The organism is Streptomyces sp. NBC_00536, from assembly GCF_036346295.1.
In the GTDB taxonomy this organism is placed as follows: domain Bacteria; phylum Actinomycetota; class Actinomycetes; order Streptomycetales; family Streptomycetaceae; genus Streptomyces.
On the sequence record NZ_CP107819.1, the window covers coordinates 2,803,582 to 2,824,749 of the forward strand.

The 21,168-nt window shown below is 70.7% G+C and carries 16 protein-coding genes; 9 read left to right on the forward strand and 7 right to left on the reverse strand.

Annotated features, from left to right (window positions below; genetic code table 11):
• Nucleotides 1-142 precede the first annotated feature (142 nt).
• The gene (locus OHS33_RS12260; protein ID WP_330330424.1) at nt 143-628 is read right to left on the reverse strand and encodes a ribose-5-phosphate isomerase; all 486 of its coding nucleotides are present in this window, start codon (nt 626-628) and stop codon (nt 143-145) included.
• Between the two features lie 241 nt (nt 629-869).
• Here OHS33_RS12260 and OHS33_RS12265 point away from each other — a divergent pair, with 241 nt between their 5' ends.
• Nucleotides 870-2,330 carry an amino acid permease gene (locus tag OHS33_RS12265; RefSeq protein WP_330330425.1) on the forward strand — a complete coding sequence of 487 codons (1,461 nt, stop codon included), beginning with the start codon at nt 870-872 and terminating at the stop codon, nt 2,328-2,330.
• 88 nt (nt 2,331-2,418) lie between these two features.
• On the opposite strand, the gene OHS33_RS12270 is transcribed toward OHS33_RS12265, so the two are convergent.
• The gene (locus tag OHS33_RS12270; RefSeq protein ID WP_330330426.1) at nt 2,419-3,012 is read right to left on the reverse strand and encodes a biotin transporter BioY; all 594 of its coding nucleotides are present in this window, start codon (nt 3,010-3,012) and stop codon (nt 2,419-2,421) included.
• A gap of 291 nt (nt 3,013-3,303) precedes the next feature.
• Between OHS33_RS12270 and OHS33_RS12275 the strand changes: the two genes are divergently transcribed.
• From OHS33_RS12275 to OHS33_RS12285, 3 genes are all read left to right on the forward strand, one after another.
• Nucleotides 3,304-4,689: an amino acid permease gene (locus OHS33_RS12275; protein ID WP_330330427.1), complete on the forward strand. Its 1,386-nt coding sequence runs from the start codon at nt 3,304-3,306 to the stop codon at nt 4,687-4,689.
• A gap of 156 nt (nt 4,690-4,845) precedes the next feature.
• Entirely contained in the window at nt 4,846-6,288 is a 1,443-nt protein-coding gene (locus tag OHS33_RS12280; protein WP_443065287.1) for an amino acid permease, read from the forward strand.
• Nucleotides 6,289-6,402: 114 nt separating this feature from the next.
• Nucleotides 6,403-7,059, forward strand: coding sequence for a superoxide dismutase (locus OHS33_RS12285; protein ID WP_330330428.1), 657 nt, complete (start codon nt 6,403-6,405; stop codon nt 7,057-7,059).
• Between the two features lie 35 nt (nt 7,060-7,094).
• Here OHS33_RS12285 and OHS33_RS12290 read toward each other — a convergent pair whose 3' ends face one another.
• Nucleotides 7,095-7,820 carry a hypothetical protein gene (locus OHS33_RS12290; protein WP_330330429.1) on the reverse strand — a complete coding sequence of 242 codons (726 nt, stop codon included), beginning with the start codon at nt 7,818-7,820 and terminating at the stop codon, nt 7,095-7,097.
• Nucleotides 7,821-7,870: 50 nt separating this feature from the next.
• Nucleotides 7,871-8,518: a mycothiol-dependent nitroreductase Rv2466c family protein gene (locus OHS33_RS12295; RefSeq protein ID WP_330330430.1), complete on the reverse strand. Its 648-nt coding sequence runs from the start codon at nt 8,516-8,518 to the stop codon at nt 7,871-7,873.
• Nucleotides 8,519-8,671: 153 nt separating this feature from the next.
• On the opposite strand from OHS33_RS12295, the gene pepN reads away from it, so the two are divergent.
• Nucleotides 8,672-11,233, forward strand: a complete 2,562-nt coding sequence (gene pepN / locus OHS33_RS12300; protein ID WP_330330431.1) for an aminopeptidase N — start codon at nt 8,672-8,674, stop codon at nt 11,231-11,233.
• 333 nt (nt 11,234-11,566) lie between these two features.
• A complete protein-coding gene (locus OHS33_RS12305) occupies nt 11,567-12,526 on the forward strand; it encodes a hypothetical protein (protein WP_330330432.1) in 960 nt (319 codons plus the stop codon).
• On the opposite strand, the gene OHS33_RS12310 is transcribed toward OHS33_RS12305, so the two are convergent.
• The gene (locus OHS33_RS12310; protein ID WP_330330433.1) at nt 12,502-13,425 is read right to left on the reverse strand and encodes a pyridoxamine 5'-phosphate oxidase family protein; all 924 of its coding nucleotides are present in this window, start codon (nt 13,423-13,425) and stop codon (nt 12,502-12,504) included. The two genes, OHS33_RS12305 and OHS33_RS12310, sit on opposite strands and share 25 nt — an antisense overlap.
• 37 nt (nt 13,426-13,462) lie before the next feature.
• Nucleotides 13,463-13,921 carry a VOC family protein gene (locus OHS33_RS12315; protein ID WP_330330434.1) on the reverse strand — a complete coding sequence of 153 codons (459 nt, stop codon included), beginning with the start codon at nt 13,919-13,921 and terminating at the stop codon, nt 13,463-13,465.
• Nucleotides 13,922-14,053: 132 nt separating this feature from the next.
• Here OHS33_RS12315 and OHS33_RS12320 point away from each other — a divergent pair, with 132 nt between their 5' ends.
• Both OHS33_RS12320 and OHS33_RS12325 read left to right on the forward strand, forming a co-directional pair.
• A complete protein-coding gene (locus OHS33_RS12320) occupies nt 14,054-14,617 on the forward strand; it encodes a CGNR zinc finger domain-containing protein (RefSeq protein ID WP_330330435.1) in 564 nt (187 codons plus the stop codon).
• Between the two features lie 274 nt (nt 14,618-14,891).
• Nucleotides 14,892-18,215, forward strand: coding sequence for a S8 family serine peptidase (locus tag OHS33_RS12325; protein WP_330330436.1), 3,324 nt, complete (start codon nt 14,892-14,894; stop codon nt 18,213-18,215).
• A gap of 87 nt (nt 18,216-18,302) precedes the next feature.
• On the opposite strand, the gene OHS33_RS12330 is transcribed toward OHS33_RS12325, so the two are convergent.
• Nucleotides 18,303-19,787 carry a M28 family metallopeptidase gene (locus OHS33_RS12330; protein WP_330330437.1) on the reverse strand — a complete coding sequence of 495 codons (1,485 nt, stop codon included), beginning with the start codon at nt 19,785-19,787 and terminating at the stop codon, nt 18,303-18,305.
• 265 nt (nt 19,788-20,052) lie between these two features.
• On the opposite strand from OHS33_RS12330, the gene OHS33_RS12335 reads away from it, so the two are divergent.
• On the forward strand, nt 20,053-21,081 hold the full coding sequence (locus OHS33_RS12335) for an aspartate-semialdehyde dehydrogenase (protein ID WP_330330438.1): 1,029 nt from the start codon (nt 20,053-20,055) through the stop codon (nt 21,079-21,081).
• The last annotated feature ends 87 nt before the right edge of the window (nt 21,082-21,168 follow it).

The window sequence follows — 21,168 nt, forward strand, 5'->3', positions numbered from 1 at the left end:
CGCTGCTCCTGTGTGCGTGCGGCGGACGCGACGGTGCCGCCGGGGATCCCGGCGGCACCGTCTTCTTGCTGCGTTACGGGCGTACGGCGTTACGGGCGTACGACGCCACGGCCGTACGGCGTTACGGGCGTGCGGGGCGGAATCAGCCCTGCGGGTGGTGGGCCGGGATCGGGGGCAGCTCGCCGGTGGTCTCGTAGGCGGAGAGCATCTCGATCCGGCGGGTGTGGCGCTCCTCGTCGGAGTACGGGGTCGCCAGGAAGATCTCGACGAACTTCGTCGACTCCTCGGCGGTGTGCATGCGCCCGCCGATGGAGATGACGTTGGCGTTGTTGTGCTCGCGGCCGAGGGCGGCGGTCTGCTCGCTCCAGGCCAGCGCGGCGCGGACGCCCTTGACCTTGTTCGCGGCGATGGCCTCGCCGTTGCCGGAGCCGCCGATGACGATGCCGAGGCTGTCCGGGTCCGCGGCGGTCTGCTCCGCGGCGCGCAGGCAGAACGGCGGGTAGTCGTCCAGGGCGTCGTAGATGTGGGGACCGCAGTCGACGGCCTCGTGGCCCTGGGCCTTGAGCCACTCGACGAGGTGGTTCTTCAGTTCGTAGCCGGCATGGTCGGAGCCGAGGTAGACGCGCATGGGCACGAGTGTGACACGAGGGCCCGGGACGGCACGCAAGGGGTGCCGGGGCGATGTCGCGTAAGTCACTTCTAAAGCTCAAGTAAACCCAAAGGACGCAGTTGGGGCGGGGTGAAGGGGTCCGGGTCTTTGGTCCCGGACGTTCGTCCTACGGACACGATCCGGATTCAGGTCTTCCGTCCTGCGTTCATCCCGGGTTTGAATGCCGGGGCTCGTAACCCGAGAACCTAAGGATTCGTCCATGAGCTCCACGACGACCCTTCAGAAGTCAGGCGGCTCCACCGGTGAACCCGGTGACACCCAGCCCTCCGACGGTCTGAAGGCCGGTCTCAAGAACCGCCACCTGTCCATGATCGCCATTGGCGGCGTCATCGGCGCCGGCCTCTTCGTCGGCTCCGGCGGCGGCATCGCCAAGGCCGGTCCCGCCATCCTGATCTCCTACGCGCTGGTCGGCGCGATGGTCGTCTTCGTGATGCGGATGCTCGGTGAGATGGCCGCGGCCAGCCCGAACTCCGGCTCCTTCTCCGCGTACGCCGACCGGGCGCTCGGCCGCTGGGCCGGTTTCTCCATCGGCTGGCTGTACTGGTTCTTCTGGGTCGTCGTCCTGGCCGTGGAGGCCACGGCCGGCGCGAGCATCCTGGAGAGCTGGGTCCCGGCCGTCCCGCAGTGGGCCTGGGCGCTGATCGTGATGGTCGTCCTGACCGTCACCAACCTCGGCTCGGTCGCCTCGTACGGCGAGTTCGAGTTCTGGTTCGCGGGCATCAAGGTTGTCGCCATCGGCGGCTTCGTGATCGTCGGCATGCTGGCCGTCTTCGGCGTGCTGCCGGGCTCGGACAACCCGGGCGCGGGCTTCGCGCACCTGACCGACACCGGCGGGTTCATGCCCAACGGCATCGGATCGGTCCTGACCGGTGTCCTGATGGTCGTCTTCTCCTTCATGGGCAGCGAGATCGTCACCCTCGCCGCCGGTGAGTCCGAGGACCCGCGCCGCGCGGTCACCAAGGCCACCAACTCGGTGATCTGGCGGATCGGCATCTTCTACCTCGGCTCGATCTTCATCGTGCTGACCCTGCTGCCGTGGAACGACAAGTCGATCACCGAGAAGGGCTCGTACGTCGCCGCCCTCGACTCGATCGGCATCGCGCACGCGGGCCAGATCATGAACGTGATCGTCCTGACGGCCGTGCTGTCCTGCCTGAACTCGGGCCTCTACACCGCGTCCCGCATGGCGTTCTCGCTGGGCGAGCGCGGTGACGCCCCCAAGATCTTCGCGAAGGTCTCCAAGAACGGCGTCCCGGTCGCCGCGATCCTGGGCTCGGTGGTCTTCGGCTTCATCGCCGTCTACTTCAACTACGCCTTCAAGGACACCGTCTTCAACTTCCTCCTCAACTCCTCCGGCGCCATCGCGCTCTTCGTCTGGCTGGCGATCTGCTTCACCCAGCTGCGGATGCGCGCGATCCTGCTCCGCGAGGCGCCGGAGAAGCTGACGGTGAAGATGTGGTTCTTCCCGTACCTGACCTGGCTGACCGCCGCGATGATCAGCTTCGTCCTCGTCTACATGCTCTTCGACGACGACAACCGCGAGGTGGTCCTGCTCTCGCTGCTGGTCGCCGCCGTGGTCCTGGCCATCGGCACGGCGCTCGACTTCAAGCGCCGCAAGGACGCGAAGCAGGACGAGCTCCAGGACGCCGCGAGCGTCTGACCGTACGGATGAACACGGCGGCCCCGGACCACTGAGTGGTCCGGGGCCGCCGTGTTCGTACGCCACGTACGGGTCAACCGCGGCCGGGTCAGCCGCGGCCGGCCAGCTTCCAGGAGGCCGGGAGCAGCCCCATGGCGAGGACGGCCTTGAGCGCGTCGCCGATCAGGAACGGGGTCAGGCCCGCGGCGACGGCCGCGCCGAAGGACATCCCGGTGGACAGGGCCAGGTACGGGACGCCCACCGCGTAGATGACCGCGGAGCCCGCCGCCATGGTCAGGGCGGTGCGGAGCACCGAGCGGTCGGCGCCGCGGCGCGCGAGGGCGCCGACGACGGTCGCGGCGAGCAGCATGCCCAGCACGTAGCCGAAGGAGGCGCCGCCCGCGCCCGAGGTGCCGTTGGCGAACCAGGGCATCCCGGCCATGCCGACCAGGGCGTAGAGCGCGAGCGAGAGGAAGCCGCGGCGGGCGCCGAAGGCGGTGCCGACGAGCAGGGCCGCGAAGGTCTGCCCGGTGACCGGGACCGGCGAGCCGGGGACCGGTACGGCGATCTGCGCGGCGAGGCCGGTCAGCGCGGCTCCGCCGACGACGAGCGCGATGTCACGGACCCGGCTCGCGGGGAGCAGGTCGGCGAGGACGGCACCGGGCCGGAAGGCGGCGGTCGTCGGAACGGAAGCGGTGCTCATCGGGACTCCGGAGGTCGGGTACTGCGGAACGGGACAGGACGGGGCGGGACGGGATGTGACAGGGCTGGGCGGACCGGCCGAACGGGCCGGTCAACGTGACGTTAGTCCCGCGCCCCCGGCCCGCCCGGCGTCGCGCGGAGACAAAGCGGTGATCCCCCGCTTGGTGGAGATTCCACAAAGAGAGGGCCTCCCAGGAACCCCCTAAGGGGTGAAGTGACCTGGGTCACCAACGACTTTGGCCATAAGTCAGCCGTTTTGCGTCGCCACACCCCGCTCGGGGACACTGTGGAAATGTCACAAGCACCCCTGCCGGAACTCGCCCAGGAGCCGGAACCCCTCGGCCACGGGCTCAAGCAGCGCCACCTGACCATGCTCGGCCTGGGCGGTGTGATCGGCGCCGGGCTCTTCGTCGGCTCGGGCGCGGGCATCACCATCGCCGGTCCCGCGATCGTCGTCTCGTATCTGCTCGCGGGCGTCCTCGCGATGCTGGTGATGCGGATGCTCGGCGAGATGTCGGCCGCCCTGCCCGCGTCGGGCTCCTTCTCCGTGCACGCGGAGCGGGCGCTGGGCCGCTGGGCCGGGTTCTCGGCGGGCTGGCTGTACTGGTTCCTGCTCGTCGTGGTGCTGGCCGTGGAGGCGACTGGCGCCGCGAAGATCGCGAACGGCTGGGTGCCGGGGATCGCCCAGTGGGCCTGGGTGCTGATCTTCATGGTGGTCTTCACCGCGAGCAACCTGGCCGCCGTGCGCAATTTCGGCGAGTTCGAGTTCTGGTTCGCGACCCTGAAGGTCGGCGCGATCGTGCTGTTCCTGGTGCTCTCCACGCTGGCGGTCTTCGGCCTGCTGCCGGACACCGATCCGGTCGGCATGACCAACCTGACCGGTCACGGCGGTTTCGCGCCCAACGGGTTCAGCGGGGTGATCGCGGGCATGCTCGCCGTCGTCTTCGCCTTCGGCGGCCTGGAGGTCGTCACCATCGCGGCGGCCGAGTCCGACGACCCGGCCCGCTCGGTGGCCCGCGCGGTGCGCAGCGCGGTGTGGCGCATCCTCTTCTTCTACATCGGGTCGATGCTGGTCATCGTGACCCTGCTGCCGTGGGATGCGATGAAGGCGGGAGCGAGCCCGTACGTCGCCGTCCTGGACTCGATCGGCATCCCGGGCGCCGGGCAGATCATGAACATCGTGGTGTTCGTGGCACTGCTGTCGGCGCTGAACGCCAATCTCTACGGGTCCTCGCGGATGGTGTTCTCGCTGGCCGAGCGCGGCGAGGCGCCCCGGGCGCTGCTGACGGTGTCGCCGGGCGGGGTGCCGCGGCGCGCGGTGTTCGCGTCGGTGGCCTTCGGGTTCGTGTCGGTGGTGCTGAACCTGCTGTGGCCCGACACGGTCTTCCTCTACATGCTCAACGCGGTCGGCGCGGTGCTGCTGTTCGTGTGGGCGCTGATCGCGGTCTCGCAGCTGAAGCTGCGGCGCCGGATCGAGCGGGAGATGCCGGAGCGGCTGACCCTGCGGATGTGGTGCTTCCCGTACCTGACCTGGGTGGCGCTGGCCGGCATGGCGGCGGTGCTGGTGCTGATGCTGTTCGACGACTCGGCCAGGCCGCAGCTCCTGTGGTCGGGCGGCGCGGCGGTGGTGGTGCTGCTGGTGGCGTGGGCGCGGGAGATCCGGGCCGGCCGCTCCTGATGCCGTCGCCCGTTCCTGATGCCGTCACCGCGGGCGCATGATCACTTGATGTGAACGGGCCGTCCGGATGCTGGACAGGGAACGTCCGATAAACGGACGGTAGGCAAACTGGTGCACCTCACCCCGTCCCCCCGCACACCGGACAGGCACCTCTCCATGAGCCAGCGCACCGCCCCATCCACAGAGCAGCAAGAGCAGACGCAGGACCAGCAACAGGACCAGACGCCGGGGGGCGACACCGGATCCCCCCTCGGCAACGGCCTCAAGCAGCGCCACCTCTCGATGATCGCCCTCGGCGGAGTCATCGGGGCCGGTCTCTTCGTGGGCTCCGGCGCGGGCATCGCCGCCGCCGGGCCCTCGATCGTGCTCGCCTACGCGGTGTCCGGGCTGCTCGTGATGTTCGTGATGCGGATGCTCGGCGAGATGTCCGCCGCGAACCCCGCCTCCGGCTCCTTCTCGGTGCATGCCGAGCGCGCGATCGGCCCGTGGGCCGGTTTCACGGCGGGCTGGATGTTCTGGATCCTGCTGTGCGTCGGCGTGGCCATCGAGGCCATCGGCGCGGCGCACATCGTGACGGGCTGGCTGCCGGGCACCCCCTCGTGGATGTGGGTGCTGATCTTCATGGCCGTGTTCTGCGGCTCCAACCTGGGCGCCGTCGCGAACTTCGGCGAGTTCGAGTTCTGGTTCTCCGCGCTCAAGATCGGCGCCATCGCGCTCTTCCTGGGCCTGGGCGTGCTCGCCGTCCTCGGCGTGCTGCCCGGCACCTCCTCCCCCGGCTCGGCGAACCTGCTGCACGACGGCGGCTTCCTGCCCAATGGCATGGACGGGCTGCTCGTCGGCCTGCTGGCCTCGGTCGTCGCCTACGGCGGCCTGGAGACGGTGACCATCGCCGCCGCCGAGTCCGAGGACCCGGTGCGGGGCGTCGCCAAGGCCGTGAAGACCACCATGTGGCGGATCGCGATCGTTTACGTCGGCTCGATGCTGGTGATCGTGACGCTGCTGCCGTGGAACGACCCGGCGGTCACCGACCAGGGCCCGTACGCCGCCACGCTGAACCACCTGGGCATCCCCGCCGCGGGCCAGGTCATGAACGTGGTCATCCTGATCGCGCTGCTGTCGGCGATGAACGCCAACATCTACGGCTCCTCGCGCATGGCCTACTCGCTGGTCTCCCGCGGCCAGGGCCCCAAGGCGCTGGGCAAGCTCAGCAACCGGGTGCCGCGCCGCGCGGTCCTCGCCTCCTCCGGCTTCGGCTTCGTCACCGTGCTGCTGTCCTACTGGTATCCCGAGACCCTGTTCGCCTGGCTGCTGAACATGGTCGGCGGCGTGATCCTGGTGGTCTGGGGCTTCATCGCCGTCTCCCAGTTCGTGCTGCGGCGCCGGCTGGAGCGCGAGGACCCGCGCAAGCTGGTCGTCCGGATGTGGGGCTTCCCGTACCTGACCTGGGTGGCCCTGGCGGGGGTCGTCGGCGTCCTGGTCCTGATGGCGGTGGGCGAGGACACCCGGGTCCAGGTCCTGTTCACCGGCGGGCTCGCGGTCGCCCTCGCGGTGACCGGGTACGTCCGCCAGCGCGCGGCGGCGGCGCGCGCGGCGGCGTGACGCTCCCCCACCCGTGACACTCCCTCACCCTCGACCGCACGCCGGAAATAGATGCTGCTAGCGTGCAGTTGCGCAAGTGTTGCAATAAGAACACTGAGGGGACCGGATATCCGCATGGCCATCTACACGCTTCCTGAGCTGCCGTACGACTACGCGGCGCTGGAGCCGGTGATCAACCCGCAGATCATCGAGCTGCACCACGACAAGCACCACGCCGCCTACGTCGCGGGTGCCAACACCACGCTGGAGCAGCTGGAGGAGGCGCGCGACAAGGAGAACTGGGGCGCGCTGAACGGCCTGGAGAAGAACCTCGCGTTCCACCTCTCCGGCCACATCCTGCACAGCATCTACTGGCACAACATGGCGAACCCGAAGACGGACGAGGGCGGCGGCGTCCCGGACGAGAAGGACGGTCTCGGCGACCTCGCGGACGCCATCACCGCGTCCTTCGGATCGTTCGAGAAGTTCCGCAAGCAGCTCACCTTCGCGGCCTCCGCGACGCAGGGCTCCGGCTGGGGCGTGCTCGCGTACGAGCCGGTCAGCGGCCGTCTGATCGTCGAGCAGATCTACGACCACCAGGGCAATGTGGGCCAGGCCTCGGTGCCGGTCCTGGTCTTCGACGCCTGGGAGCACGCCTTCTACCTGCAGTACAAGAACCAGAAGGTGGACTTCATCGAGGCGATGTGGAAGGTCGTCAACTGGCAGGACGTGGCCAAGCGCTACGCCGACGCCAAGGCGAACACCCCGCTGCTGATCCCCGCCCAGGGCTGATCAGCTCCTGAGCCGCCCGCCTCGTGATCGTCTTCTCACCCTTCACGTACGGGCGTTTCCACCGGAGGGCCCTCGCGAGGACATGACTCGCGGGGGCCTTCCGCGTCCCCCGGGCTCACCGGACCCGCCGCGTCCACCAGGCCGTCGACCTCGCCGACCGCCGTGAACTCCTGCGCCAGACCCGTCTCGTGCAGCCGCGCGAAGGGCGTGAAGGGGATGCCGAACTCCGACTCGCCGTGGTCGAAGTTCCAGCTCTTGTGGACCTGGAAGCGGTAGTCGGTCACCACCGATCCGTCCGCGTGCACCCGGACCGTGCCGCTGATCCGGTACTGGGCCCCGCGCAGCGCCAGCCACCAGTCCGCGCTGCCCCGCCGGGTGATCAGCACCCCGCGCCAGCCGCTGTCCGCCGCGTACGCCCCCGGCTCGCCCAGCGCCCGTGCGCCCTCCCGCCACTGCGCGAGCCGCCGGTCGACCTCGGCCCGTACGGCGGGCACCGCCAGCAGCGCCCGCGCGTCGACCCGGTACGGGCGCCCCGCGCCCCGCAGGTAGTGGCGCAGGGTGCCCGCGGCGTGCCGGACCCCGAGCGCGGTCCACAGCGGGGGCACGGCGAGCGCGGCGGCGCGCAGCACGCGGTCGCGGGGGCGGGCGGGGAGGCTGCCGTGGGGCGCGTTGTCACCCGGCTGCCCCGGCGTGGACCGGCCGCCCTCACGCCCGAGCGGCACCGCGCCCGCGCCCGCGTCCGTACCCGGATCCGTCCCCATAACGGGACGGTAAGGGAGGATCCGGGCGGCTGCTACTCGACTGCCCGCCGCTACGCGAAGTTCGGGCCGACCGTACGGGTCCGCTTGATCTCGAAGAAGCCGGGCGTGGACGCCACCAGCAGGGTGCCGTCCCACAGCCGGGCCGCGGCCTCGCCGCGCGGGGCCGGGGTGACGACCGGGCCGAAGAAGGCCACGTCCGCGCCGTCGGCGCCGGGCACCGAGATCACCGGGGTGCCGACCTCCTGGCCGACCCGGTCTATGCCGTTGTTGTGCGAGGCGCGCAGGATCTCGTCGTACTCGTCCGAGTCGGCGTACTCGATCAGCTCGGCCGGGAGACCGACGTCGGCGAGGGCGGCGGCTATGGTGTCGCGGCCCGCGCCCTGGTCCTCGTTGTGGAAGCGGGTGCCGAGCGCCGTGTAGAGCTTGCCGGTGATCTCGCTGCCGTGCTTCTGCTGGGCGGCCACGACCACGCGGACCGGCTCCAGGCCCTTGGGGCCGAGCAGGTCGCGGTAGCGCTCGGGCAGTTCGTCGAGCTTGTTCTCGTTCAGCACGGCGAGGCTCATGACGTGCCAGCGCACCTCGATGTCACGGACCTTCTCGACCTCCAGCATCCAGCGGGAGGTCATCCAGGCCCAGGGGCAGAGCGGGTCGAACCAGAAATCGACCGGGGTCTTCTCGGGCACCTGGGTGTCGGGCATGACTCTCCTCGTGGCGACGGGATTCGGGGGCGCATGGGGGGCGCACCGAGGGGGCGCGCTCCCCGTCGCCAACCGCCCGCGAGTCCGGCGCATTCCCCGTGGGAGGATTCGAACCGAAAACGTGAACACGTGAACACGCACGAAGGAGTGCCCGTGTCCGGTGAAAACCTGTCCCGCGACGAGGCCCGTGAGCGGGCCGAGCTGCTGTCCGTCCAGGGGTACGAGGTGGTCCTCGACCTCCGGTCCGCCGTGGACGAGAGCGAACCGGCCGAGGGGCCACGGACCTTCCGTTCGGTGACGACGCTCCGCTTCCGCTCCGCGGTGCCCGGCGCCGCCACCTTCGCGGACCTGATCGCCCCTTCGGTGAACGCGGTCACCCTCAACGGCGCCGCCCTCGACGTGGCCGCCGTGTTCGACGGCTCGCGGATCGCGCTGGCGGACCTGGCGGCCGAGAACGTCCTGGTCGTGGACGCGAACTGCGCGTACAGCCGGACCGGCGAGGGCATGCACCGCTTCGTCGACCCGGAGGACGGCGAGGTCTACCTCTACACCCAGTACGAGCCGGCCGACGCCCGGCGGGTGTACGCGAACTTCGAACAGCCCGACCTGAAGGCCCCGTACCGCTTCGAGGTGACGGCGCCCGAGGGCTGGCAGGTGTGGAGCAACGGCGTGGAGGAGTCCCGCGAGGGAGACACCCGCCGCTTCGCCGAGACCGCGCCCATCTCGACGTACATCACCTGCGTGGTCGCGGGCCCCTACCACTACGTCACGGACACCTACACGCGCGGCGACCTGACGATCCCGCTCGGCGCGATGTGCCGCAAGACGCTGGCCAAGCACTTCGACGCGGACGACGTCTTCCTCGTCACCAAGCAGGGGTTCGACTTCTTCCACGAGCACTTCGACTACCCGTACCCCTTCGGCAAGTACGACCAGGCCTTCGTGCCGGAGTACAACCTGGGCGCCATGGAGAACCCGGGGATGGTGACCTTCCGCGAGGAGTACATCTTCCGCGGCAAGGTCACCCAGGCCTCCTACGAGCGGCGCGCGAACGTCATCCTGCACGAGATGGCGCACATGTGGTTCGGCGACCTGGTCACCATGAAGTGGTGGGACGACCTGTGGCTGAAGGAGTCCTTCGCGGACTTCATGGGCACCTTCTCGATGGTCGAGGCGACCCGCTTCGACAACGGCTGGGTCACCTTCGCCAACAACCGCAAGGCCTGGGCCTACCGGGCCGACCAGCTGCCCTCCACGCACCCCATCACGGCCGACATCCGTGACCTGGAGGACGCGAAGCTCAACTTCGACGGCATCACCTACGCCAAGGGCGCGGCGGTGCTCAAGCAGCTCGTCGCCTACGTCGGCCGGGACGCCTTCCTCGAAGGCGCGCGCCGCTACTTCAAGGCCAACGCGTACGGGAACACCACCCTCGACGACCTGCTGTCGGTCCTGGCCGAGGTCTCCGGCCGGGACATGGCCGCATGGTCGCGGGCCTGGCTCCAGACGGCCGGCGTGAACGCGCTGACCCCGCTGGTGACCTACGACGCGGCCGGGCGGATCACCGAACTCGCCGTGCTCCAGGAGGGCGACGAGCTGCGCCCGCACCGGGTGGCCGTCGGCCTCTACCGGCTCCAGGACGGCGCGCTGGTCCGCTACGCGCGCACCGAGGCCGATGTCGCGGGCGCGCGCACCGTGGTCGCCGAACTGGCGGGCGCCGAGCGGCCCGACCTGATCCTGGTCAACGACGACGACCTCACCTACTGCAAGATCCGCTTCGACGAGGGCTCGCTGGCCACGCTGCGCGCGCACCTGGGCGACCTGACCGACCCGCTGGCGCGGGCGCTGTGCTGGTCGGCGCTGTGGAACCTGACGCGGGACGCGCTCATGCCCGCGCGGGACTTCCTCGCGCTGGTCCTGGCCCACGCGGGCCGGGAGAGCGACGTCGGCGTGCTCCAGATGCTGCACGCGCAGGCGCAGAGCGCGGTCACCCACTACGGGGCGCCCGAGTGGCGCGAGCAGGGCGGCCGGGAGCTGGCCGCGGGCGCGCTGTCGGAACTGCGCCTCGCCGAGCCGGGCTCGGAGCACCAGCTCACCTGGGCCCGCTTCTTCGCCGCGGGCGCCGCGACCGAGGGCGACTTCCAGCTGCTGCTGGGCCTGCTGGACGGCAGCGCCCGGATCGACGGCCTGGAGGTGGACCAGGAGCTGCGCTGGGACTTCCTGCTGCCGCTGAGCGCGCACGGCGCGGTGGACGAGGGCGTCCTCGCCGCCGAACTGACCCGGGACGACACGGCGTCGGGCAAGCGGCACCAGGTGCGGTGCCTGGCGGCGCGGCCGTCGGAGGCCGTCAAGGCGCAGGCGTGGGCCGTGGTCGTCGAGTCGGACGCGCTGTCGAACGCGCTGGTCGAGGCGACGATCTCGGGGATGCAGCAGTCCTCGCAGCGGGAGCTGCTGGCGCCGTACGCGCAGCGATACTTCGACGCGATCGAGCGGGTGTGGAGCGAGCGGTCGATCCAGATCGGCATGGACGTGGTGCGCGGGCTGTTCCCCTCGCTCCAGGATCCGGACGCGACGCTGGCGGCGGCCGATGCGTGGGTGGGCTCGCACGGGGACGGGGCGCCGGCGCTGCGGCGGCTGGTGCTGGAGGCGCGGGACGACCTGGCGCGGGCGTTGCGCGGGCAGCGGTGCGATGCGGGGGCCTCGGCGGCCGTCTGATCCGTAGCCGGGGCTCCGCCCCGGACCCCGCGCCTCAAACGCCGGCGGGGCTGAAAGATGCCCTCAAACGCCGGGCGGGCTGAATGTGCCTGCTGGCGGGGCTGGGTTGCCGCGTAGCGGCAATTCCAGCCTCGCCGGCGTTTGAGGCGCCGCCGGAGGCAATGCCCGGCCCCGGGCCGGCTCAAAGATGCCCTCAAACGCCGGGCGGGCTGGAGTTTGCACCGGCGCCCTATCGACAGTCGAACGCCCGTACTTTAGCCCGGGCTTGTCCCGGTTTGTCGACGAGCGTGTAACAGCGGTTAGCTGGGCGGCCGGATGCGGAATCCCCGGCTCATGAACCACAACACGCCCCTCCCCCTCCGGCACCTCACCGGCACCCGCCCCCGCGTCCTGACCCTCGCCCAGCTCCGCGAGCACGGTGTCACCGCCTCGGACGCCGCCGGGCGGCCCTGGCAGCAGATCCTGCCGGGGGTGTTCCTGCTCCACTCGGGGGCCGCGACCAGTGAGGAGCGGCTGCACGCGGCGCTGCTGTACGCGGGCCGCCGCGGCGGCGAGGTGATGATCACGGGCCTGGCCGCGCTCGCGCTGTACCGCTTCACCTCGGCGCCCACCCTGCTCGCCCTGCCGCAGATCGACGTCCTGGTCCCCGGCACCCGGCGGCTGCGGTCCACCGGCTGCGTCCGGGTGGTCCGTTCGCACGTCCCGCCCCGCCCCGAGGAGGTCACCGGGCTCCCGGTGGCCCCGGTGGCCCGCGCGGTGGCCGACGCCGTCGCGCAGCTCACGGACGCGCAGACCGTACGGCGCCTGCTGAGCGAGGCGGTCCGCGGCGGGCACTGCGAACCGGCCGCGCTGGTGCGGGAGCTGACGGTGGCCCGGCTGCTGAACCAGCCCCACGTGGTGGACGCCGTCGAGTCGCTGCTGGCGGAGGGCCGGGCCATCGCCGAGGACCGGCTGTACGACCTGGTGCGCCTGTTCGGCCTGCCCGAGCCGGTCTGGAACGTCGACCTGCGCCTCCCCGGCGGCCCGCACCTGGGCGGGGTGGACGCCTACTGGCCCGACCAGGCGGTCGCGGTCGAGCTGGACACCCGGGCCCCGCGCCAGGGCGAGGACGAGCAGTGGTCGGAGTGCGCGCGCAAGCGGGACGCCCTGGAGCGGCTCGGGGTGACCGTCCTGCACATCACCCCGCGCAAGCTGCGCGACCACGCCGAGCAGCAGGCGGCGGTCGTCCGGACCGCCCTGACGGCGTCCGGCGACCGCGAGCCCGCCGCCTACCTCGTCGTGCTCCCCCGGTGATCCCCGCCCGGCGCGGGGGCGAGCGGCGGATTGGCCGGGGAGTACTCCGGCCCGCTCCAGCGCAGCCGGCCCGGGTGGCGGCTCTCGACCACCGCGTCGACGGTGAACCGGACGGTCCGCCCGCCGTCGGCCCCGTACTCGGTCCGGGCCCGGCCGCTGAGCTGGAGGAGCGCGCCGCTCTCCCAGTGCGGGAAGAGCAGCCCGGCGCGCGGATCGCTGACGAGGTTGCCCAGGGTCAGGAACATGGCGTTGCCGGGATAGTCGGGCCAGGACAGTTCGTACGGCGAGTGCACCTCGACGAAACCCGGGAAGCCGCCCCGGTGGCTGGCCTCGACGCCGCCCTCGGCGGTGGTCGCGACGAAGAAGGTGTCGGCGGACCGGACGAACCCCTCCTGGTCGGGGTCGAGCACACCCCCGCGCCGCTCGACCCCGCCCCCCTCGGGCTCCAGAGCCAGCGGATGCCTCTTCTGGAGGTACTTGGGGCAGTTGGAGAACACCTGTTCCGCCTCGATGCTGAATCCGGCCGCCCCCTCGGCCCCCCTGTCCACGACGCCGTTGAGCCGCATCCGGCGCCGGGTGCGCGGGTCGAGGGCGATGGTGCCCACGGCGGTCCCCGGGGTCGCGAGCACCCCGGCGAGCGGATCCCCCTCGCCCGGCGCCCCGGTCACCGTGATCCGGTGGGAGCCGGTGGCCCGTACGAAGCCGGGCGGGCCGGTGAGCTGCGAGGCCCACAGCCGGCCCCCCTCGTCCGCCGCGCCGACCACCAGGAAGGGCTGCTGCGCGAGGAAGGCGGCCGCGACCTCGCGGATCCCGCTGCCGACGGAGCGCCCGACGTGTTCGGCGGCCTCCCGGACGCCGACCTGCCGCTGCACGGCCAGTGAACCCCTGCGGTACGTCACGACGACACCTCTCCCTGAGACCAGTGGAAACTGCGGGTTAGAAGAAACCGCAGGTCGGAGCGCCCGTGACGGGCGCCGGAGCGTCCTCGGCACCGGCCGGGACGGAGATCTCCAGCCGGGTGCCGTCGGGGTCGTGGAAGAAGATCCCGCCGGAGGCCGCACCCTCCCCGTGGGCGACGAGCCCCTCGTAGGCGAACTCGACGCCCAGGGCGCGCAGCCGCTCCTCGTACGCCCGCACCTCCTCGACCGTCTCCGCCTGCAGGGCCAGGTGGTGCAGTCCGGCGGCGGCCGGGGCGAAGGGACCGGTGGCCTGCTCCCAGAGCGTGAGGACGAGGACGCCGTCCTGGCCGAGGAAGGCGAACCGGCGGTCCGCCTCCTTGCCCTCGCCGAGCTGTGCGAAGCCGAGCGCGTCCCGGTAGAACCCGAGCGAGCGGTCGAGATCGGTGACGTTCAGGCCGATGTGGCCGGTGCGCAGTGTGCTGATGGCAGTCGTCATGACTGGTCTCTCCCCTGGATCGTCCCGCTGACTAACCTTCTATCTCCAAGTTAAAGGTTAGGAGCCGGGACGTCAACCGGTCACGTACTCTTGAGGGGTTAGTACGGCACCCGAGAGGCGAGTGGAGCAGGCATGACGACGACGGACCCGCGGCCGCTGACCGGGGAACCGATCGCCCTGGACCTGCTGAACACCCGCTGGATGCAGGACGGGGTGCTCACCGACCTCTTCGCCGGGGCCGGAGCCGCCGGGCTGACCCGACTGGAGGGGGTCGCCCTCTGGCTGCGCTCCACCGGGCTCGACGACCGCTTCCGGGCGGATCCGCCGACCCTGATCCATCTGCTGACCGCGCGCGAGGCCCTCACCCGCGCGATCGCGGACCCGGCCGACGAGGGAGCCCGCGCGCTGGTCGACGCCGTGCTCGAACATGGCCGGATCCGTGCCACGCTGACCGCCGACGGACCCGGCGAGCGGGCCGAATTCGACGACCCGGCCTGGGGTCCGGCCTGGACGGCCGCCCGCGGCTACCTCGACCTGCTCTCCACGCCCGACCGGATCCGCGCGTGCGCCTCGGAGACCTGCGTACTGCGGTTCTTCGACGTCTCGCGCAACGGCACCCGGCGCTGGTGCTCGATGACCGTCTGCGGAAACCGGGCGAAGGCTTCCCGTCATTACGCGCGCACGCGCGAGCGCTAAAGGCCCGGAATCTGTCACACCCGCACCCCGGCCGAAGCCGGGCCGTGCGCTGACATCCGGTCAGCGAGTCTACAAATCTCCTCTTCAGCACCCTCGGTTGGTACGGGTCTGCCCGCCTATGAGCCCGATGGCGCATACCCCACGGTGGCGAGTTTCCGCCATGACAGGTCACGGTCAATGACAACCCTCCCCAAACAGCTGTCACTTGCGCCAAGCTGACCGGTCATCCGGCACCGAAATCCGGACCGTTTCTTTCACTTATCCAGGGATGCTGATGACCCTCGAATCCCCCGGCTCCATATCCGGCACGCGACGCGTCGCACGCGTCGCTGCCGCTGCGGGCCTGGTGGCCGCCCTCGCGGCCACCGGTGCAGTGCCCGTGTTCGCTGCGGGTGGCACCGTCGACCCGGCCGCTACCGCCGCGGTCAAGTCCGCTGACCAGAAGCTCGGTTCCGCCGACGCCGAACTGCTGCAGCAGGCCCAGGCCAAGGGCGAGAAGAACGTCACCGTGATGGTGGCGACCGCCCCCGGCGAGACCAAGCAGGTGGCCCAGCAGCTGAACGGCGTACAGGGCGCCTCGGTGGGCCAGACGTACGACAAGCTCGGCTACGTGCGCGCCACCCTGCCGACCGACAAGGCGGACGCGGCCCTCAAGGCCGCCGCCAAGCTGTCGGCCGTGCACGGCATCGACCTGCGGCACGAGATCGAGCTGCCGGACCCGCGTCCCGACGCCAAGCAGGAGAACGCGGCCGCCAAGAAGACGGCCGCCGAGACCTACCCGGGGCCCGACAAGAACACCCCCGCGAAGAACCCGTACAACCCGTCCTTCGAGACGGGCGCGGTCGACTTCGTGAAGCAGCACCCGCAGGCCGACGGCCGCGGCGTGACCATCGGCATCCTGGACTCCGGCGTCGACCTCGGCCACCCGGCGCTCCAGAAGACCACCACCGGCGAGCGCAAGATCGTCGACTGGGTGACGGCGACCGACCCGATCGCGGACAACGACGCGACCTGGCGTCCGCAGATCACCCCGGTGACCGCCACCGGCGGCTCCTTCACCGCGGGCGGCCAGAGCTGGAAGGCCCCCGAGGGCTCGTACCAGTGGAGCCGTTTCAGCGAGTCGATCACCGCTACCGGTGACATGAAGGGTGACGTCAACCGCGACGGCGACACCACCGACAAGTTCGGCATGCTGTACGACCCGGTGGCCGGCACCGTCCGCGTCGACACCGACCAGGACGGCGACTTCACCAACAACGAGCCGATGAAGCCGTACAAGGACGGCTACCAGGTCGGCTACTTCGGCACCGACAACCCGGCGACCGACGTCGCCGAGCGGATCCCGTTCACCATCGAGATCCGCAAGGACGTCCCGATGGACCCGTACGGCGGGGACTGGGTCGGCAAGAAGGCCGACTTCGTCAACATCGGCATCATCGAGTCCGAGCACGGCACCCACGTCGCGGGCATCACCGCGGCGAACAGCCTGTTCGGCGGCAAGATGAACGGTGAGGCCCCCGGCGCGAAGCTCGTCTCCTCGCGCGCCTGCTCCTGGTCCGGCGGCTGCACCAACATCGCGCTGACCGAGGGCATGATCGACCTCGTCGTCAACCGCCACGTGGACATCGTCAACATGTCCATCGGCGGCCTGCCCGCGCTGAACGACGGCAACAACGCGCGCTCCGAGCTGTACGGCCGCCTGATCGACACCTACGGCGTCCAGCTCGTCATCTCGGCGGGCAACGAGGGCCCGGGCGTCAACACCATCGGTGACCCCGGCCTCGCCGACAAGGTCGTCAGCGTGGGCGCCGCGGTCTCCAAGGAGACCTGGGCCGCCAACTACGGCTCCGGCGTGACCAAGAAGTACCAGCTCTTCCCGTTCTCCTCGCGCGGTCCGCGTGAGGACGGCGGCCTGACGCCGACCATCACCGCCCCCGGCGCCGCGATCAACACCACCCAGACCTGGCTGCCCGGCTCCCCGGTCAAGGAGGCCGGCTACAACCTGCCGGCCGGTTACTCGATGCTCCAGGGCACCTCGATGTCCTCGCCGCAGGCGACGGGCGCCACCGCCCTGCTGATCTCGGCCGCCAAGCAGCAGCACGTCGCGCTGACCCCGGCGAGCCTGCGCATCGCGCTCACCAGCACCGCCAAGAAGATCGACGGAGCCTCCGCGATCGACCAGGGTGCCGGTCTGATCAACATCGGCGGCGCGTGGGAGTCCCTCCAGCGCGGCCCGAAGGCCAACGACTTCACTGTCAAGGCCCCGGTCGACACCGCGATCGACCAGCTCCTGAAGACCCCGGGCTTCGGCACCGGCCTCTACGACCGCGAAGGCGGCCTCAAGGTCGGCCAGAAGAAGGTCTACGACGTCGTCGTCACCCGCACCACCGGCGTCAAGTACGGCACCCGCCACAACCTGAGCTGGCGCAACAACGACGGCACCTTCAAGGTGGTCGGCGGCTACGACTACGTCACCCTGCCGCTGAACAAGCCCGTCACCATCAAGGTCGAGGCCAACGCGAAGACGGCCGGCGCGCACAGCGGCATCCTGCAGCTGGACGACGAGACCACCGAGGGCATCGACAAGCAGATCATGACGACCGTCGTCGCGGCGACCCCGCTGGCGAAGCCGTCCTTCGGTCTCTCGGACACCTCTTCGGTGCAGCGCAACAGCACCAAGTCGTACTTCGTCACCGTGCCGCAGGGCGCCAAGACCCTTGAGGTCGCCCTCGGCGGTCTCGCGGCGGGCAGCCAGACGCGCTTCATCTCGATCCACCCGTACGGTGTGGGCGTCGAGGACAGCGCGACCACCCAGTGCTACCCGAACTACGACAACCCGGCCAACAAGTGCCGTCCCGACGTGCGTTCGTACGCTGCCCCGACGCCCGGCATCTGGGAGATCGAGGTCGAGGCGCGCCGTACGTCGCCGCTGCTCGACAACCCGTACAAGCTGGACGTCAGCGTCCTGGGCGCGGGCTTCGACCCGGCGGTCAAGGTGCTCCCCGAGGTCAAGCAGGGCACCCCGGCGCCGGTCCAGTGGACCATCAAGAACGAGGCCGCGGCCATCACCGGCGGCAACCTCAAGGGCGGCCCGCTCGGTTCCGCGAAGGTCGACAAGCCGACCATCAAGGCCGGCGAGACCCAGACCTCGACCGTCACCATCGGTGAGGGCGTCTCGCGTCTGGACATCGCCATCGGCAACGTCTCCGACGCGGCCGCCGACCTGGACCTCGAAGTCCAGCTCAACGGTGTCAAGGTCGGCTCTTCCGCCGACGGTGACTCCGAGGAGTCGGTGAGCCTGGCCAACCCGGCCGCCGGCACCTACACGATCATCGTCACCGGCTACGCCGTTCCGACGGGCACCACCACGTACGACTACCGCGACGTGTACTTCTCGTCCGCCCTGGGCTCGGTCCAGGTCGACGAGGCCGCCAAGGTGAACCTCGCCACCGGCGCCTCGGCGAACGTCACGGCGAACGTCCTGGTCTCCGGTGCGGCCCCCGAGGGCCGTCAGTTCTTCGGCCAGGTCCAGCTGCTGAACGCGCGCGGCACCGCCGCGGGCACCGGCAGCGTGCAGATCGAGAAGGTCCTCCCGTAACGGTCGACCCGATCACGGCATGACGGAGGGGCGGTGCTCATCGAGCACCGCCCCTCCCCCGTTCCCCCGTATTTTTTTGGTGTGTGATTACTTGCCGATCGAGCTGAGGTCCTGGGCGTAGGTGCCCACCGCGTGCGCGATGACGTCCAGGTTGGTGTCGAAGGCCTTCAGGTCCAGGTTCTTCAGGGTGTCGCCGGCCCCGTGGTAGTTGGGGTCGTACGGAGCCCCCGCCGTGCCGCCGTACCGCTTGGCCTGCTCGGGCGTCTTGATGCCCTCGGCGCCGGTGAAGGTGCCGCCCGCCGGGATGCCGTTCGCGATGAAGGGGCCGTAGTCGGAGCGGCCGTCGAAGTCACTGCCCTCGTGCGGCTTCTTCTTCTTGTCGAGGAAGCCGTTGATGAGGGCTTCGATCTGCGCGGATCCGGCCGGTCCCGCGCCCTCGCCGGTCTTGTCCGAGTCGTCGCCGTCGTAGACGAACTGGACCGGGTTCGGCGAGGCGATCATGTCGAAGTTCAGGTAGAGCGCGATGTCCTTCTTCTGCCGCTCGGACAGCTGCGCGACGTAGTGCTCGGAGCCCAGCAGGCCCAGCTCCTCCGCCGACCACCAGGCGAAGCGGACCTTGTTCGCGGTCCCCTTGCCCTTCTTGTTGGCGCCCTCGTCCGCCAGCTTGAGCGCGACCTCCAGCAGACCGGCCGAGCCGGAGCCGTTGTCGTTGATGCCCGGGCCCTCGGGGACCGAGTCCAGGTGGGAGCCGACCGTGACCACCCGGTCGGCGCGGCCGCCGCGGGTCTCGGCGATGACGTTGCGGGTGGTCTTCTTCAGGTGCTCCTGGTCGAGGTCCAGGCGCACGGAGACCTCGCCCTTGGCGGCGGCCGCGGTCAGCGCCTCGCCGTCGGCGAGGGTGATGCCCGCGCTCGGGATGATGCCTTCGGCGGGCGAGGAGAACCCGCCGCGGACCGGGGTGGTCCCGCTGTGGTTGTAGACGATGACGCCGATCGCACCGGCCGCGGCGGCCGCCTTCTGCTTCTCGACGAAGGTGCAGCTGCCCCGCTTGACCAGGGCGATCTTCCCGGTGAAGGCCCCGGCGGGGTAGTCGGCCGCGTCGCAGCCGGGGGTCTCGTCGACCCGGGCGAGGGCCAGCGGGGCGACCAGGCCGCCCGCCGGGGTGGACTTGGTGAAGGTGAAGGCGGCGGTGGCCAGCTCCCGGGTGTCCGGGCCGAGGACGGTGGTCTTCTCGGTCTTGGTGTGCGCCTCGAAGATGTCGAAGTCCTGGTAGGAGACCTGGTACCCGGCCTTCTTCAGGGTGTCGTGGACGTAGGCGGCGGAGGCCGCGTGGCCCGGGGAGCCCGCGGCCCGGTTGCCGCCGTTGGCGTCGGCGATCTGCTGGAACTTCGCCAGGTGGCGGTAGGCACCGCGGGCGGTGACCTCCTCGACCAGTTCCCTGGCGAGCTTCCCGTCGCGCGCGGGGGCCGCGGTGGCCGGGGTGGCGGCGAGCAGCAGCGGAGCGGCGACGGCGGCGGCCGCGAGGGCGGCGAGCGCCGGTATGGACCGGCGGCGGTGGCGGTGGGCGCGCACGGGGGTTCCTCCCTGAGGTGGGGTGATGGTTCGCGGTACGGACGGACGTGTCCGCATATCGGTCACGACAGACCGGACCGTAGCCACCCGGGAACCGGCAAAACGGACGTGGGGCACCCGTGCAACACGGCCGCCACACACTCGTCACGGGGGTACACATTCCGGACACCGTCCGTTCCTCGGACAATGGATTGGACAAGGCTCGTGGGGTCGAACGCATGATGGCCTCACGCGCGCCCGCGTCGTACGTACAAGAGGAGTCACCGTGAGGGTCGGAATCGTCGGAGCCACCGGACAGGTCGGCGGAGTCATGCGCGGCATCCTCGCCGAGCGGAAGTTCCCGGTGGACGAGCTGCGGCTGTTCGCCTCGGCCCGCTCCGCGGGCACCGTCCTGGAGTGGGAGGGCCGGGAGATCACCATCGAGGACGCCTCCACGGCCGACTACTCCGGCCTGGACATCGTGCTGTTCTCTGCGGGCGGCTCGACCTCCAGGGCGCTGGCCGAGAAGGTCGCCGCACAGGGCGCCGTAGTGATCGACAACTCCTCCGCCTGGCGCCGTGACCCCGACGTCCCGCTCGTGGTGTCCGAGGTCAACCCGCACGCGATCAAGAACCGCCCCAAGGGCATCATCGCGAACCCGAACTGCACCACGATGGCCGCCATGCCGGTGCTGCGCCCGCTGCACGACGAGGCCGGTCTGACCGCGCTGATCGCCACCACCTACCAGGCCGTGTCCGGTTCCGGCCTGGCCGGTGTCGCCGAGCTGCGCACCCAGGCGTGCGCGGTCGCCGAGACCGCCGACCAGCTCGCCTTCGACGGTGACGCGGTCGAGTTCCCCGCCCCGGCGGTCTACCAGCGCCCGATCGCCTTCAACGTGGTCCCGCTCGCGGGCTCGATCGTCGACGACGGCTCCTTCGAGACCGACGAGGAGCAGAAGCTCCGCCACGAGTCCCGCAAGATCCTGGAGATCCCCGGCCTCAAGGTCTCCGGCACCTGCGTGCGCGTCCCGGTCTTCTCGGGCCACTCCCTCCAGGTCAACGTCCGCTTCGAGCGTCCGATCAGCGTCGAGCGCGCCTACGAGCTGCTGAAGGACGCCCCGGGCGTCGAGCTGTCCGAGATCCCGACCCCGCTCCAGGCGGCGGGCAAGGACGCCTCGTACGTCGGCCGCATCCGGGCCGACGAGACCGTCGACAACGGCCTCGCGCTGTTCCTCTCGAACGACAACCTCCGCAAGGGCGCCGCGCTGAACGCGGTCCAGATCGCGGAACTGGTCGCCGAGGAACTCCGCGGCTGACCCCACCGCACACCGAGGGGCGGCGCCGCCGGGCGCCGCCCCTCGGGCGTATCTCCAGGCACCGCCGATTTCGCCCGTGGATTACTC